Genomic DNA, 15406 nt, shown 5'->3' with positions numbered 1-15406 from the left:
GCGCTCCCAATGGCGACCATGCCAAACTTGCCCGGGGCTCCGCCCGTTCAGGGCTGAAAACAGTCCACCGGACTGTTTTCCGAGCGCCCTTCACCCTTCATTGTCAGGCACGTCTGGATAGCTTCATCGCTGAAACCCGGCTGCCGCCCACGCTTCCCGCTGGGCGGCGGCTTCCACATCATGGCGGGATCGAACCAGATCGTCAGAGATCCGCGCTGGCACAGTGCTTCATTGTAAGCCGACCAGTTCGTGGTCTTGTCCTTCGTAGGGGCCCAACTGCTCATACCTTCCAGCTATCACGCTGGGTTCACCCAGTGAATCCCTCACTCGATTTGTGCAACAAGGCCCCTCGGCACCATTGAAATCAAGGCCATGCGCGAGGGTGGCTATGACGGCGATTTCGCGGTCGGTGTCACGGCGGCCTCGTCGACCATCGGACCATTGATCCCGCCATCTTTGCCGCTGGTGGTCTACGGCGTGGTGTCCTCGACCTCCATCGGTCAGCTCTTCGCGGCGGGGCTGGTGCCCGGCCTTCTGATGGCCATTGCGCTTATGTTCATGGTCGCTTGGTACGCCCGCGTCCGGGATTATGGGCGGGACAGCCGCTTCGTCTGGGCGGTCCTCTGGTTCACCTTTCGGCGCGCGTTTCTGTCTTTGCTCACGCCGGTGATTATTGTCGGAGGGATCCTCGCAGGCCTGTTCACCCCGACCGAAGCCGCCATTGCCGCCTGCGCCTACGCGTTGGTTCTGGGGGGATTGGTCTACCGAACACTGAACTGGCCGCGGATCCGGGCCATCTCGCTGGACACGATCGAAACCACCGCCATCGTCCTGCTGATTGTCGCAAGCGCTTCCATCTTCTCGTGGATCCTGACCACAAACCGGGTCACCGAGATGGTGGCCGAAGCGATCCTCGGGCAGACGCAAAACGTCTTTTTGGTCTTGTTGCTGGTGAACATCCTCTTGCTCATCGTTGGGTTCTTCATGGAACCCGTGGCAGCGATCACGATCCTGACGCCGGTCTTGTTGCCGCTCGTAGTCGGGCTCGGAGTGGATCCCGTCCATTTCGGGATCATGATGGTGTTGAACCTGATGCTGGGATTGCTCACCCCCCCGGTGGGCATGGTACTCTACGTTCTGGCCCGCGTCGCTGACATTAAGTTCGAGTCGGCCGTGAAGGCCACCGCACCATTTCTAATCCCTCTCGGAATCGTGTTGCTCCTCGTCACTTTCGTTCCCGCGTTATCCATGTGGCTACCAACACTTCTGTACCGGTGATGGGCCGTGCTTGTCTGTGCAGCTGCGGCCAGCCACGCCTTCGGGGCACCTCGATTTCTCAACGGTTTCCGCAGATCGGGTCTGGGGCAGCTATCTGAAAAGCATGACTTTATAAGCTTGACGATGGAAGACTCACTCATTGATTACAAGCCCTTAGACGAGTTGTCTAAGCAAACCCTCTTCCACGCGCTATCTCGCGACGAACTGTTCCGGTTACAACGCATTTCAACGAAAACCGACGGCTCTTGACGGCCATGCTGCATAGAACAAACTCTGGGTGCATTTGCACTTTTTCCTGTCAAATCAGATGACGCGCTCATAGGCCGCGAGACCGAGGTCGGTCATGCGGTTGAGGGATTTGACGGCGATCATAGTCTCGAGTTTCTGGCTCTCCAAATTTCGGGTATGACCTTCCGTCCGGCGGGTGACGTCGATATGTCGACGGCTTCAACGCCACCGCTGACGGAATGACAGGATGATCGACTTCAAGGGCGCCCACTATCCCAAGGACGCCATCCTGTACGCGGTGTTCTTCTAAGTCCGCTACGCCGTTTCGTATCGCGATCTGGAAGAAATCATGGCCGAGCGTGGCGTCCTTGTTGATCACGCGACGCTGAACCGCTGGGTGGTGAAATATGCACCGCTGATCGCAGACGCGGCGCAGCAGCGCAAAGCGGTAACTGCCGGGTCCTGGCGCGTCGACGAGACATACATAAAGGTAAAGGGCGAGTGGACCTATCTCTACAGGGCTGTGGATCGCGACGGTCAAACCCTTGATTTTATGCTGTCTGAACGGCGCGATGAAGATGCAGCCACCCGGTTCTTCGAGCGGACGATGGACCGGAACGGCTGGCCGGACAAGGTGGTCATTGACAAGAGTGGCGCCAACCGGGCCGGGCTCGACGACATGAACATCGCACTGATCCTCGCCGGCTGGTTCTGGCTCATCGAGGTCTTGCAGGTGAAGTATCTGAACAGTGAGCCCGCGAACGCCACTGGTCCGAGAGAGCGGGCGAACGATCGAGCAGGACCACCGGTTCATCAAGAAGATCACCCGCCCGATGATGGGCTTCAAATCGTTCAATGCTGCGTAGGCGACCCTCGCAGGGATTGAGGTCGCTCACAGGACACGGAAGGGGCAACTTGGCGATGCCGGACGTTGCCCATTTCAGACCTTTGCTGATCTCGCAGGATAAGTATGTCTGGCCAAAAGGGCTATCTACTCGGGAAAGAACAGTTTTCGACAGAAGCCTTCAGGCAACGGAATAGCCGGCATCGGTCATGACCAGTTGCCCCGTAATCCCGCTTGCCGCGTCCGACGCGAGGAAGCCGATGGTCGCTGCGATCTCTGACGGCTCCAGCAGCCGTTTCATCGGGATGTCGTGCAGCCAACGCTTCATCACTTCGGGGTTCTCGCGCCCCACGCCCTGCAGGATCGTGGTGTTCGTGTAGCCCGGCCCGACGGCGTTCACCCGCACGCCGCGACCCGCCCACTCCACGCCGATCGCTTTACAGAAATGGGCGACGGCGGCCTTGGAGGCGTCATAGACGGAATGCCGCTCAGGGTGGACCGCGCGCACGCCGGAGATCGACGAGATGCCGATGATCGAGCCGCTGCCCTGCGCCAGCATCTTTTGCCCAAAGGCCCGGATGCAGTAGAACACACCGTTCACATTGACATCCATCACCGCCTTGAGCGTCGCATCCGAGGTCGTCTCGGTCGTGTCGTCATTCACGATCCCCGCATTGGCCACAAGAATGTCCACGTGACCGTGGGTTTCGACAACGCTGTCGGCCAGCGCGGCTACAGCAGCACTGTCGGTTACGTCGAGCAAGGCCGGACTGACATTCAGTCCCTCCTCAGAGAGCTTCTGGGCTGTACCCTTCACGTCATCAACCAGGTCGGCCATGACCACATGAGCCCCCATCTCTGCCAATTGCCGGCTGATGGCTTCGCCAATCCCACGCGATGCCCCGGTCACCACTGCGGTTTTGCCATCCAGTGCGAAAAGGCTGAGCCCTTTTTTCATCGCATTCTCCCTGATCAATATGTTTGTGAAACACGGTTCGGGGTTCACCGTGATCTCCCAAGCGGAGGCGCGAAACGGAAGTTTGGTCCATTCTGGATTTCTTGTTCCTTTCAGCGAGAGCCACCCATTGCATGATGCGAACAACAACCGGGACGTGCGGCGCCATGCCCGGGTGCAGGACAGGCTTTCTCTAAGGTGGGGCCTGTCGGAAGAAATGCGGAGCGAGAGGGCCAGAGCTGAATGGGGACGATTTCAATCCGGAATGTCGACAAGTTTTACGGCGCCGCGCAAGCCCTGTTTGGCATTGATCTCGAGATCGCGGATGGCGAATTCCTGGTGCTTGTCGGACCCTCGGGCTGCGGAAAATCGACGCTTTTACGTACAATTGCGGGTCTTGAGACCATGTCGGGTGGCGACATCATCGTGGATGGCAAATCGGTCAAGGGTGTACCGCCTAAGGACCGCAATCTGGCGATGGTTTTCCAGAATTACGCACTTTATCCGCACATGACCGTTCGGGAAAATATCGGCTTTTCGCTGCGGCTGAAAAAGACGGATGCGCAAACGATGGCCAAACGGATCGCCGATGTCGCTGACATCCTCGGGCTGGAACCGCTTCTCGATCGATATCCAAAAGCGTTGTCCGGCGGGCAGAGACAGCGGGTCGGCATGGGCCGGGCGCTGGTTCGCGACCCCAGAGCGTTTCTTTTTGACGAACCTTTGTCCAATCTGGATGCAAAGCTGCGCGTACAGATGCGCACTGAAATCAAGGAGTTGCACGAGCGGCTGAAAACCACGTCAGTTTATGTGACCCACGACCAGATCGAAGCGATGACCATGGCCGACCGGATCGTGATCCTCGAGGGCGGTCATATCCGGCAGATCGGGCGGCCGATGGAGCTTTATGACAGGCCCGACAATCTGTTCGTGGCGGGCTTTATCGGTTCCCCCAGCATGAACTTCATTGACGCGACCGTCCGGCAATCCGGTGACCGGGTCGTGGCCGTTTCCGACGAAGGCGTGGAGCTTCCCATCGGCGGATTGCGCGGTGCCGAGATCGGCCAGAAAGTCGTCTGCGGGATGCGGCCTGAGCAGATCCAGCTCGGTGGCGATCTCGACGCGACCCTGCATCTGGTTGAACCCACCGGGCCTGATACGGTGCTGGTTTGTGATCTTGCGGGGCACCAGCTCGACGTTGTGACGCGGGATCGCGTGGACCTCCGCAGGGGTGCGCCGCTCAAACTGCACTGCCCGCCGGAGCACATCCACCTCTTTGACAAGGCCACCGGCGACCGCCTCGGGGACCTCATGGGCAGAACCCTATCTGGAGAAAACGCATGACGACCGTTTCTGCACATGGCGCGGAGCTGCCGAAACTCGGTTTTGGGACCTGGGAGCTTCGGGGGGATGCAGGGGCGGATATGATCCGCCACGCGATTGATGTGGGCTATCGTCATTTCGACACGGCGCAAGCCTATGAAAACGAAGAGATGGTGGGGCGTGCCATTCGCGACAGCGGCAAGCGCGACGAGATCTTTCTGACGACGAAGGTCTGGCCCACGGAATACCGGCTGGACGATTTCAAAGCTTCGGTCCTGCGCAGTATCGACACGCTCGGAACCGAATATGCGGACCTGCTGCTGCTCCACTGGCCACACCCCGAGATTCCCATGGCGGAGCTGATGGACGGGCTGAACTGGGCGCGTGAAAATGGCTTTACCCGCCATATCGGCGTCAGCAACTTCACCACGGATCTTCTGGCGGAGGCGACGCAGCTCAGCGCCGCACCGCTGGTTGCCAATCAGGTGGAGTATCATCCGTTCCTGAATCAGTCCCGCCTGCTCACCGCTTGTGAGACCCATGGCATGGCACTGACCGCCTATTGCCCCATCGCCCGTGGGCGGGTGTTTTCATCCGAAGTCATTCAGACCATCGCTGAGACCCACGGCAAATCCGCCGGTCAAGTGACCTTGCGCTGGCTGGTTCAGCAAAAGCCCGTCGTCGCGATCCCGCGCACCTCAAACCCGAAGCGAGTCGAGGAGAATTTCGGGATCTTCGATTTTGAACTCACCGACGCGGAGATGGCCGCGATCCACGGGCTCGCCGATCCCAAGGGCCGGATCGTGCCCGATGCCGAGATCCGCGACGCGCAGGGGCTGCAAACCGAAGACGGTCATGCCGCTGCGAAATACGTGCCTGACTGGGATCCGGTCGACTGACGTTGGCTCCTTGTCACCACACAACAAACAAAAAAACGACCCAACACGGAGGACACCATGTCTATAAAAAAGAGGATCCTGCTCGGGACCAGCGCCGCGAGCCTGATGGCGAGCATCGGCTTTGGCGCACTGGCCGAGGACAAGCCGTTTGACGGCGAGACGGTCAAATGGCTGATCCCGTCGGGTCACAACGCCTATATCATGAAGGTTCATCAGGACGAGGTGAAGGAAAAGCTCGGGATCACCCTCGAAGGCACCGAGATCAACGAGAACCAGATCTTCGAGACGGCCATGTCCGACTGGGTGACCGGGTCGGTGGATTACTGCCTCGTTACCTTGCTGGCGCCGTGGAATGGCGACTTCATGGATGGCGGTTTCCTGCGCCCCCTGGATGACCTGATTGCCGGGTCTGAGACTGGCGGGGCTGCGGCCTCTGACATCATCGAGCAATTCGGCGTGCTGGCGACCCAGTGGAACGGGACGCCCTATGCCTTTGGTCAGGATGGCGACATTACCGGGCTGTATTTCCGCAAGGACATCCTCGGCAATGAAGAGATCATGGCCGGGTTCAAAGAGGCCAAGGGTTATGACCTGCCGAACCCGCCGCAGACCGTGCCGCAACTCGTGGATATTGCCGAATACCTCAACGGCATGGATTGGGACGGCGACGGCGATGTCGAATATGGTTATGCCCAGACCTGGCATGTTCCGTGGCGGACCTTCCTGCCGTTCTATGGCTCGGCTACTGGCGGGGATGTACTGTTCGACGCCGAGATGAACCCGAAGATCAACCGCCCCGAAGTGGCCGAAATGCTGAACGACATGCGCCGTCTGGTGCAGGCCGGACCTCCGGGCGCGTCGAGCTATGGCTATGTCGAGGGGCCTGCGTCCTTCATCAACGGCGATGTGCCGGCAACCTGGTTCTGGGGCGACGTGGCCAAGCTGATCTACACCCCCGGCTGGGCTGGCGATCCGCAATTCGTGGGTGAGCACTGGAAGGGCCAGATCGGCTACGGTCTTCTGCCCGGCTATGAGGTGGACGGCGAAACCTACAATTACAGCGAACTCGGCGGCAAGATCGTGGGCATCACCGAGGCCTGTGAAAACCCCGAAGCCGCCTTTGCCGCGCTGTCCTTCCTCAGCGATCCGTCGCGCTCCTACAAGACCGTAGACAGCACCGCGACCGGCTCCGACCCGTTCGGCACCAGCCAGTTGAACCGTCCGGCGGAAGAGTGGGATGTGGTAATCGACCAGGAATATCTGGACCTGATCCCGGAGCTTATGTCCAACGGCTATCCCGCACCGCCGATCCCTGGCGGGCAGGAATATCTGGAGGCGATCGACCGGCATATTTCGGGCTTCCTCGTCGATGAGAATGCCAGCGCCGAGGACACGCTGGCTGCGATCACCGATGACTGGCAGCAGATTACCGACAGCCGCGACCGCGACGCTCAGATCAAGGTCTGGGGCGCCTACCTGAACCAGCTCGGCTCGATGGGTTTCAAGGTCTCCCAGTAACCCGTCACGCGGGCGGGCCAGATGCGGCCCGCCCCCCATCCGTTTCTGACCCGGGGTTTCCATGCCGAACCGTCTCGAGGATGCCGAAACCGAAGACCGCCGCGTCGGCTGGCTCTTCGTCTCGCCCGCGTTCATCGCGCTCATCCTGATCGCCGCTCTGCCGTTCCTGTTCGCCCTCGCGACCAGTTTCGCGAGCTTCGATCTCAGGACCGGGCGCTGGGACTGGGTCGGGTTCAAGAACTACGCCAACATGCTCGGCCAATCGCGTCTGTGGAATGCGGTCTGGGTGACGCTGCATATTTCGGTCATCGCCCTGATCCTTGAATTCGCCATTGGCTTTGGCCTCGCCCTCGCCCTGCGCGAAAAGATCCAGCTCAAGAAGATCTTCATCGTCCTCCTGATCCTGCCTGCCGCCGTGGCGCCCATCGCCGTCGCCGAGATCTGGAAGCTGATCTTCAACGCCGATTTCGGTCCGCTGAACTACATTCTGGGAGAGGTCTTCGGCATGGATCCCGTGGTCTGGCTGAACGATCCCACCCTCAGCATCTATGCCATCGTCATCGCAGAGGTCTGGCAGTGGACGCCTTTCGTGATGTTGATGCTCTATAGCGGTATGCTGGGTATTCCCCGCGAGATCCTGGAAGCCTCCAGCATGGACGGCGCGACTTATTTCGAGCAGGTACGCTTTGTCATCCTGCCCGCACTAAAGCCCATCATCATCGTGACTCTGATCATCCGCAGCGTCGATATGCTGAAATTGTTCGAGTTGCCGTTCATCATGACGCAGGGCGGGCCGGGATCGGCCACGGAAACCTTGTCCATGTATATCTATCAACTCGGCTTCAAGTTCTGGAAGCTGCCCGATGCAGCCGTGGCCACCTTCGTCGTCATGGTCATCGCCATCGCGCTGGTCTCTGTCTACGCGCGCAGCATCCTCAAGGGAGACCAGTCGTGAAGCCTTCTCTGCGTTCCCTCACCGCCCATGGGGTCATTGGCCTCGCGCTCGTGGTCTTTCTCTTCCCCTTCTACTGGCTGGTGATCACCGCCTTCAAAAACGAAGGCGAGAACTTCCGCAAGCCGCCCACCTTCTGGCCCTCCGAAGTTACGCTCGACAATTTCCGTGCCGCAATCACCGGGTCGGGCAGCTATCAGGGCGTCAGCATCGAGAGCACCTCGGTCCTCTATGGTATCCGCGACAGCATCATCGTGGCGGGGTGCAATACTCTGCTGAGCGTAGTGCTCGGTCTTTTCGCCGCGTACGCCATCTCGCGCTTCCGGACCGGTGGCCAGCACCTGTCATTCTTCATCCTCTCGAACCGGTTCCTGCCGCCCATCGTTTTCGTCGTGCCGATGTTCATCATTCTTCGGACGGTGGGAATGCTCGACACCTATATCGGGCTGATCCTCGTCTATCTGACCTTCAACCTGCCCTTCGCCACCTGGTACCTGCTGGCTTATATGAAGGATTTGCCCGTCGAGGTCGAAGAGGCCGCGATGATGGACGGTTGCACCCGGCTCGGCGTCGTGTTCCGCATCATCATGCCCCTGGCCGCCCCTGGAATGGCCGTGACGGGCTTGTTCTGCTTCGTCTTCGCGTGGAACGAATACACACTCGCCTTTCTTCTGGCTGGCAACGACGTGACTACGCTCACTGTCATGCTGCCGCAATTCGCCGGATCCGTCGAAGTGCTCAAGGGCGTTGTCTCCGCTGCCGCCATCCTCGCCTGTATTCCGGCAGTGTTCCTCGCCATGGCCATGCAGAAATTCATGGCAGCCTCCGTAACACAGGGCGCTTACAGGTGACGGGATTGAACAGAGACTGTCTCTCGACGCAACATGGTTAACTTTACGGCGCCGCGCGGTGTCCTCGGCTTGCGGCGTGACCGAACCCGACACGCTATCATCATCGGGCGAGGCGTCTTCTTGCGCCTTCGCGTCAAACTGAGCCGTGGGGTCAACTTTTGACAGAATTTTGCATCGTGGTTGCGGATGTGGAACAATGTGATGAAGGACCCGATCTCATACAGAGCGGACTGTGTGAATTCGCTGCGCGGGAGATGCCCTAGCCATTCAAAGTTGCGCGTATTCAGGTAGAGCTCATGCTCAGAAACCGTCGGTATCCGAGAATACCTGTCGCCATCGCCACGAGGATGTCCCTCTTTCCGCTCCCGATGGCACCTTCTATCGCCTTGATGGCTTCTTATTGGCAGGGCCGCAGATAGCCATAGTCGAACGGCACATCGCGCAATTCTTGGACTGACGATGTGGCTTGCTGTTCTAGTCTTGCCCGTATGCCTTCCGGGCTGAACGGTAATCCACCCAATTTTTGTGGGGGTTAGGTTGTAGAATTTAGGCGGCCATCTTGAATTTCTGAGCGGGTGTCATCCCGCCGTTGCCCGTGTTCGGGCGTTCGTTTTTGTAGGACCAGAGCCATTCGGTGGCAACCTGCTGCACCTCCTTGATGGTTTCGAATATGGACAAGTCCGGCCGTTCGTGCCGGACGGTCCGGTTGTATCGCTCGACATAAGCGTTCTGCTGCGGCTTGCCGGGTTGGATGTAGGCCAGGGCGATGCCCCTCTTCTCTGCCCATTCCACAAGCGTACCACTGATGTATTCGGGGCCGTTATCGACCCGGATCGCCTTGGGTGGACCACGCCATTCGATGATCTGGTTCAGGGTCCGTACAACCCGCTCAGAGGGCAACGAAAAGTCCACCTCGATGCCCAGTCCTTCCCGGTTGAAATCGTCCAGAACATTCAGCAACCGGGACTGACGGCCATCGCTTGGGCGATCCGCCATGAAGTCCATGGACCAGACCTCATTCCGAGCCTCTGGTACAGCCAGTTCGTCCGGCTTTTCCCGCTTCAGACGCTTGCGCGGCTTGATCCGCAGGTTCAGTTCCAGTTCGCGATCAATCCGGTAGACCCGCTTGTGGTTCCAACCATGCCCTTGAACATTGCGCAGATACAGGAAGCACAAGCCGAAGCCCCAGGTCTTCTTCGCCGCCGTCAGCCCGATCAGCAGGTCAGCGATCTGCTCGTTCTCTTCGTCCAGTTTAGGGCTGTATCGATAGCAGGTCTCGCTTATGCCGAATGCCCGGCAGGCCAGCGTGATGCTGACACCCCTCGTCGCCAGGACCCTCAGGGCCAGCTCCCGGCGTTCAGCTGGCTATATCACTTTTTTCCCAAAGCCTTCCCAGGCTCACTCGAACGCATGGCGTTCGCCTTCAAAGTTCAGCAGGTCGTTCTGCATGCTGACATTCGCAAACATACGTTTCAGACGTCGGTTCTCCTCGGCCATAGCGCTCGTCATTGCCCTCGGACCAATGGCGGACAAGGCTCGCTCTCACTGATGAGACTGGCGCCCACTCCGCCATACTTCGCCCGCCGTTTGTACAGGGTTGCGCTGCTCATGCCGTGCTCGCGGCACAGCTCCGAAACAGGCACACCGCCCTCCATCTGGCGCAGCACAGACATGATCTGGGCCTCGGTAAAACGTGCTTTCTTCATCTGAAACTCCCCGTTCATCCTGCCGGGAAAATTCTACTTCAGCATCCCCATAAAATCGGCGGGGATTACCATATAAACACTGTATTGGAGGGGATTTGTATATCACGAGAACTGGTGCGCCTTGGCGCGACTTGCCCGAAAAGTTTGACAGATGGCCCCGCCAGTTCCCCCGCATAACAGACCACTCCCGCGCGGAATATGAGCACGTGATCGGAAATAGTTCGAAAAAGGGCCAGTAATTCCTTAACCTGACCCGTACAACATAGTCATTCTGTCGCAGCATTTTCAACGTCAATTCTGGCCCGAGATGTGAAGTGTTTCTTTGCTACCTTCGGCCGTAATTCAAACGATATCCATCTGGCTGATTTTGAATCCAGTCGTTTCCGTCCTGCGTCTATCAGCTCTTCCGAGTATCTGTATAATCTCCAGCGACGAAAGTGGCTTTTCGATAATCTCGTAAGGGTAAGTCATGCTGTCCCGATCGATCATCATCGCGTTGCCGGTCACAATGAACAGATCTACGTTTGCGTTATGCTGCTCCAGCGCACGGGCCACTGTCAGACCGCTCCACCCGCACATGGTGTAATCACTCAGGACAAAATCGATATCCCGCAGGTCGCCCTGCTGAACAAGCGTCTGAAACTGTTCAAGTGTGGCGCAGGTTCTTACAGTCGCGCCGGCATTGGCGAACAGGCGGCTCTGAACATCGAGGATCACATCCTCGTCGTCGATGATCAGCAAGGAGCGGCCCTGCAGCGGACGTTCGGTGACTTCCATCTGGATCTTTCGGGGCGTCAGATCACTGGATGCGACCGGCAGAACCAGTTTGAATCTAGACCCACAGGGCTCATTATGCTCGTGCAGAACCGCACCGCCGGCACGAGAGCACATGCCGAAGACCATCGATAGTCCCAGGCCCGTCCCGGTGCCCCGGCTCTTTGTCGTAAAGAAAGGTTCGAAAATCCGGTCTACCAGATCCGCCCGGACGCCGCAGCCGGTATCGGCAAGAGACAGAACGACATACCGCTCGCTGGTCGCCCGCCCGTGTAATCTGTGGACCTCAAGGATTTCCTGGGGCAGGGCATCCCGCAAGACAATATCGATCTGACCCGCACCGTCCATCGCATAGGCCGCATTCGTCGCGAGATTAATCACGGCAGCATCGATGAGATCGGGGTCACACAGAACATCGCAGTCGGTCTGCGAGTCGATGGTCGTGTGAATGTTGGGGCCAAGGGTCGCGCGTAACAGCGGTTCGAGCTCATACAATTTGGCGCTGGGAGAAATGACGTGCTCGTCTGGCTCCACGGTGGCAGAATATCTCAACAATTGCCTGACCACCGCTGAAGCGCGTTCACTGGCCGCCATTGCGACATCCACGTCATTATCGCTGTCACTGTCGCTGTCGAGCCCGGCTTTCAGGTTCTCCAGCGCGCCAAAAATAATGGTAAGTATATTGTTGAAATCATGAGCGACACCAGACGCTAAAACCCCCAGCGCATCCATCTTCTGAGACTGTCGCAATTGGAGTTCCGCATTGGTCAGTAATGTGACATCGCGAAGGATCAGGGCTTCGGCATCGCGATTGATGCGGACACGGGAAACAATCCAATGATGCGCATGACCCCGTGAAACGGTCAGATCATATCCCAGATCGGCTTCGCTCTGATCGCTCTCCGGACCACAGTCATGCATGGCCACGGTGCTGATTTCGAAGTTCTGCTCCGTTAACACCTCGCGGACATGATGAATCGAGAAATCACCCTGCGTCATCAGGCCCGAGAATTCTGTGGGGCAGGGTGCGCCAAAGCAAGCTTGCTGCAACCTGCCGTCATTGCCCACTATGGAGAGAACACTGCCGGTTTCCCGCAGAACGTTACGCAATGCTTCGGCTTCGATCAGGCGGCGCCTTGCGTCTTCGGCGCGCGCCTTTGCTGTCTCTGAGAGTTCCTGGTTGAGCAGCCCGAGCTCCCTTTTCTGCTGGTTCAGGGTCTGCACCAAGGCTTTGTTATGATCATCTCGGGCGTTTTTCTCAGCCTGCATCTTGTTAAATGCTTGAATAAACTTTCCGAATTGACCGTGGAATTGCCCTTGCACGGAGACATGGCGTCCTTCGGGCGTGAAACTACCGCAAGCCTCCCGCAACTCACTTAGCGGACTGGTGACGTAGGTTCTGATAAAGCGATAAGCAAGGTACGCGAGAGGGACAAACGTCAGAGCAAAGATGAACAGCGCCATTAGAACGGATTGCTGAAGCAAGGTTTTCAGGGAAGGTGTGCCGAGAACCAGTTTTGCGTTGCCAACATATTGGCCCCGGGCGCTGTAGAGATCGGTGGTGATCGTCTCGGGCAACAAGTCCTCGGCAGGGAGGGGCGCGTCGATCGCGTAGAGCAGGTTGTCAAACCGATCCGTCAGTTCGATCGATATGAAGCCGTCGATCTGACGCAGGACGCTCATATCATATTCCAACGAAATCAGATTGTAGCTGGCCAGATCATTGCTGATCATTTTCAAAAATTCGGTCCGCATCTGGTCCATATTGGCGCGTTGCTCTGAATAGCTTTGCCGGACCGAGAAGAACTGGATCGCAGAAATGACGGCGGCAAGAACAATGGCAACCAAAGCCACGCTGCGTAAGACGAACTTCGTCTCTGCCGATAGATTTCTGATCACAAACATGGCCCTATCCCAAATTCGACGTTGAACCGAGTGATGGCTGCCTGTCCGTCGGATGATATCACGGAAAGCCTGTAGAAACTTCAGCATTGCACGCTTTGCGGGAATGAGTCAAAATCGCATCGGCAAGAGATGCATAGAGTTTTAACCGTCTGGATGCCATCTTGAGGTTGGAGAGCAGAGTCATGGCCCTTTCCCGGTTGGATCGCCGAACATTTCTCTTGGGCACATCGGGCATGACCATGATGACTTCGTGGCCTGCGTGGGCGGTTGATACGCCCAACCGCACTCTGATCCGGTCTGAAGCCACAGGTATTGAACAGCTAAATTATCTCAAGTCGGTGGCCCCGTGGAGCGAGGATATCTACCGGGACTGCCTTCTGCCGTTGTTTGAGTTGGATCACCAGCTGTCGTTGCGCCCTACTGCCGCAGTTGGCTACGAGCTAGGTGATGATCAAACAAACTATCGTGTCTTCCTCGCAGACATTGTCTGGAGCGACGGGGTTCGGGTGACGGCGGATGACTATGTCATTGCAATGCGCGCAAGAGCGGAATGGGCGCGGATCGGCAAGGGCGAAGGTCTCACCCAGAAGACGCGCAGCATCGCCGGACTACAGGCTTATATCGACGGTGATCTGGCGTCAGTCGACGATATCGGGATCAGGGCAATAGATGCGCAGACACTGGAGATCCAAATTGCGAAGCAAGATCCGGAATTTCCATATGCGATGAGCGGGCTCGATTTTTATCCCTTCCCAAGGCATAGCCCGCTCGACCCAATGCAGATTTGGGCCTCTGCCGAAGGCTTTCTGGCCAATGGGCCCTATGTGCCGGTTGAGCTCAAGTCTTTCGACTACGCCGTGGCGGAGCGAAACCAACGCTACGATACGACAGACTCGATTTACTTCGACAAGGTTATCTACAAAGCGTCCAGCGAGGGTGTGAACACCGAGGCTGGCCTTGTCCTCAACGGGGAGTTCGACATCTACCGAATCCATGACCTGGATTTGGTCGAATGGTTTCGCCAGAACCGTCCGGAATCGCTCCGCACGCTGGTCGAACCGCAGGTCACCTATCTAAACTTCAATACCAAGGTCCCGGCTCTCAGCGACCGACGCATCCGGCAGGCACTTGTCCTGGCTCTGGATCGACAGTTCATTGCGCAGGAACTCGCCGCCTCCAGTTATGAAGTCTACACTTGGACGGGTGGGGGTAACTGGATCTGGGCCAAAGACCCCGAGGCGGGCTCTGCTGCGAATTTCAAATATGACCCGGCAAAAGCGCAGCGGATCATGGAGGAGGTTGGCTATTCATCTGAAAACCCCTTGCGCATCACGTTATTATATAGGGATCATCGGGCCAATGAGAGCAATATCGTCGCCGCCATAAAGGCCATGTGGCGTCCTCTCGGGGTCGATATCAAAGTCGTCACCAACACAACGTCTGATCACTACAACGCGTACATCATCCCCGGAAATTACGACATCGCTCTGGTCTCATGGGTATTCGACACGCCAAGCCTTCTCGACGCCTTTTTCCCGTTTACCACCCAGTCGCGTGCGGGCGAAGGTAACTACGGAGGGGCGGGAAACGCAGCTGTTGACGAGGCCTTCACCAAAGCCCGAATTGAAAACGACGCAACAAAGAGGCTGGCCTATCTTCGCCAAATAGAGCTCGAAAACCGAGACAATGTCTGGAGCGTCCCAATTACACATCAGCTTGATTATTATATCGTGTCAGAACAGCTTCAGGGTTTCGAGGATGGCCGGTCCGTAAGACCAACTTCCGACCAACTCTGGAGAAAGCCGCCGAAATAGGATGGTAATCCTCCTTTTTTGTATGGTGTGCGCTTGTAAAATTGCACAGCCAGTTTGATTTCAGAGGTGGTCCTTGAAATTCGACCAGTTTGCCGCCGTGCTAAGCTATAGCATTGGTTTCATTTCAGGCGGCAACCTTCAGGTCCGGAGATTGCCTGTCATAGGCCTCGTCCGGCGTCATGATCCCATGTGATGAGTGCGGGCGTCTTTCGTTGTAGTAGCTGATCCAGTCACCGATCCCGTCCCGGGCTTCGGAACCTGTTTCGAAGGCGTTCAAGTAGACGCATTCGTATTTGAGGGATCGCCAGAGCCGCTCGATCATCCGGTTGTCGATCCAGCGGCCCCGGCCATCCATCGAG

General features: G+C 57.7%; 10 protein-coding genes and 3 pseudogenes. 8 read left to right on the top strand and 5 right to left on the bottom strand.

Annotated features, from left to right (window positions below):
- Positions 1-95: 95 nt before the first annotated feature.
- Positions 96-284, bottom strand: a pseudogene (locus FEV53_RS17900) (transposase); the annotation flags it as partial.
- 34 nt (positions 285-318) lie between these two features.
- Between FEV53_RS17900 and FEV53_RS17895 the strand changes: the two are divergent.
- Complete coding sequence (locus tag FEV53_RS17895) at positions 319-1278, top strand: TRAP transporter large permease (RefSeq protein ID WP_342778316.1); 960 nt, start codon at positions 319-321, stop codon at positions 1276-1278.
- A 475-nt stretch (positions 1279-1753) separates the two neighbouring features.
- A pseudogene (locus FEV53_RS17890) lies at positions 1754-2474 on the top strand (IS6 family transposase).
- A gap of 57 nt (positions 2475-2531) precedes the next feature.
- Here FEV53_RS17890 and FEV53_RS17885 read toward each other — a convergent pair.
- Positions 2532-3308 carry an SDR family NAD(P)-dependent oxidoreductase gene (locus FEV53_RS17885; RefSeq protein WP_142836101.1) on the bottom strand — a complete coding sequence of 259 codons (777 nt, stop codon included), beginning with the start codon at positions 3306-3308 and terminating at the stop codon, positions 2532-2534.
- A gap of 240 nt (positions 3309-3548) precedes the next feature.
- Here FEV53_RS17885 and FEV53_RS17880 point away from each other — a divergent pair, with 240 nt between their 5' ends.
- The 5 genes from FEV53_RS17880 to FEV53_RS17860 all read left to right on the top strand — a co-directional run bounded on the left by FEV53_RS17880 (position 3549) and on the right by FEV53_RS17860 (position 8848).
- The gene (locus FEV53_RS17880) at positions 3549-4649 is read left to right on the top strand and encodes an ABC transporter ATP-binding protein (RefSeq protein WP_142836100.1); all 1101 of its coding nucleotides are present in this window, start codon (positions 3549-3551) and stop codon (positions 4647-4649) included.
- Positions 4646-5527 (top strand): aldo/keto reductase, encoded by an 882-nt coding sequence (locus tag FEV53_RS17875; RefSeq protein WP_142836099.1) that lies wholly within the window; start codon positions 4646-4648, stop codon positions 5525-5527. The genes FEV53_RS17880 and FEV53_RS17875 overlap by 4 nt, the downstream gene beginning before the upstream one ends.
- 57 nt (positions 5528-5584) lie before the next feature.
- Positions 5585-7045, top strand: coding sequence for an ABC transporter substrate-binding protein (locus tag FEV53_RS17870; RefSeq protein ID WP_142836098.1), 1461 nt, complete (start codon positions 5585-5587; stop codon positions 7043-7045).
- Between the two features lie 61 nt (positions 7046-7106).
- Entirely contained in the window at positions 7107-8000 is an 894-nt protein-coding gene (locus FEV53_RS17865; RefSeq protein WP_142836097.1) for a carbohydrate ABC transporter permease, read from the top strand.
- Positions 7997-8848, top strand: coding sequence for a carbohydrate ABC transporter permease (locus FEV53_RS17860; RefSeq protein WP_185962300.1), 852 nt, complete (start codon positions 7997-7999; stop codon positions 8846-8848). Before FEV53_RS17865 ends, FEV53_RS17860 begins: the two co-directional genes overlap by 4 nt.
- Before the next feature lie 546 nt (positions 8849-9394).
- On the opposite strand, the pseudogene FEV53_RS17855 reads toward FEV53_RS17860, so the two are convergent.
- Positions 9395-10554: pseudogene (locus tag FEV53_RS17855) on the bottom strand (IS3 family transposase).
- Between the two features lie 342 nt (positions 10555-10896).
- Positions 10897-13320 carry a hybrid sensor histidine kinase/response regulator gene (locus FEV53_RS17845; RefSeq protein ID WP_142836095.1) on the bottom strand — a complete coding sequence of 808 codons (2424 nt, stop codon included), beginning with the start codon at positions 13318-13320 and terminating at the stop codon, positions 10897-10899.
- Between the two features lie 95 nt (positions 13321-13415).
- Between FEV53_RS17845 and FEV53_RS17840 the strand changes: the two genes are divergently transcribed.
- A complete protein-coding gene (locus FEV53_RS17840) occupies positions 13416-15047 on the top strand; it encodes an ABC transporter substrate-binding protein (RefSeq protein ID WP_142836094.1) in 1632 nt (543 codons plus the stop codon).
- Positions 15048-15171: 124 nt separating this feature from the next.
- Here the strand turns inward: FEV53_RS17840 and FEV53_RS17835 are convergent.
- Positions 15172-15406, bottom strand: a 235-nt coding sequence (locus FEV53_RS17835; protein WP_142836079.1) for an integrase core domain-containing protein, incomplete at its 5' end; no start/stop codon positions are given.

Origin of the sequence: Palleronia caenipelagi (genome assembly GCF_007004065.1) — a bacterium.
Taxonomy (GTDB): domain Bacteria; phylum Pseudomonadota; class Alphaproteobacteria; order Rhodobacterales; family Rhodobacteraceae; genus Palleronia; species Palleronia caenipelagi.
Note: the sequence above shows the minus strand (reverse complement) of the source record. Positions and strands in the feature narration are given on the sequence as shown.

What these genes read in the sequence shown, in the direction of transcription:
- FEV53_RS17885 (WP_142836101.1), bottom strand. Translation starts at nt 3,308, where the DNA reads ATGAAAAAAGGGCTCAGCCTTTTCGCACTGGATGGCAAAACCGCAGTG.
- FEV53_RS17880 (WP_142836100.1), top strand. Translation starts at nt 3,549, where the DNA reads ATGGGGACGATTTCAATCCGGAATGTCGACAAGTTTTACGGCGCCGCG.
- FEV53_RS17875 (WP_142836099.1), top strand. Translation starts at nt 4,646, where the DNA reads ATGACGACCGTTTCTGCACATGGCGCGGAGCTGCCGAAACTCGGTTTT.
- FEV53_RS17870 (WP_142836098.1), top strand. Translation starts at nt 5,585, where the DNA reads ATGTCTATAAAAAAGAGGATCCTGCTCGGGACCAGCGCCGCGAGCCTG.
- FEV53_RS17865 (WP_142836097.1), top strand. Translation starts at nt 7,107, where the DNA reads ATGCCGAACCGTCTCGAGGATGCCGAAACCGAAGACCGCCGCGTCGGC.
- FEV53_RS17845 (WP_142836095.1), bottom strand. Translation starts at nt 13,320, where the DNA reads ATGCTGAAGTTTCTACAGGCTTTCCGTGATATCATCCGACGGACAGGC.
- FEV53_RS17840 (WP_142836094.1), top strand. Translation starts at nt 13,416, where the DNA reads ATGGCCCTTTCCCGGTTGGATCGCCGAACATTTCTCTTGGGCACATCG.